1 pseudogene is annotated in these 267 nt (G+C 44.6%); it reads right to left on the bottom strand.

The window, feature by feature from the left end:
• A pseudogene (locus H5201_RS23625) lies at positions 1-267 on the bottom strand (IS630 family transposase); the annotation flags it as partial.

The raw sequence follows: 267 nt of genomic DNA, 5'->3' as shown, positions 1-267 counted from the left end.
ATATTAATTCCATGTGTTGCGTCATGACGTCTTTATTGACGATAGGGCTGATCAGCGCTTCTGTTTTACCATTACTTGGGCACACTGCACCAAATAAGTATCCATACTCAAACTGCTGTTGTTTTATTGCACGGGGTCTCGTGCCTGTTTCAGCCCATAAGCGTGTTGTTTGATTCTGTTGTCCAAACCGTGCTTCATCTTGAAACCAAACATCAATGCGCTCTAAAGGGAGATGTCCTGGGGTGTGAAGGATCGTTTCCACTTGGA

Source organism: Pseudoalteromonas sp. SG43-6 (assembly GCF_014164365.1).
Lineage (GTDB): Bacteria > Pseudomonadota > Gammaproteobacteria > Enterobacterales > Alteromonadaceae > Pseudoalteromonas > Pseudoalteromonas rhizosphaerae.
The sequence above is the reverse complement of the archived record's forward strand: the minus strand, read 5'-3'. Positions and strand labels throughout refer to the sequence as shown.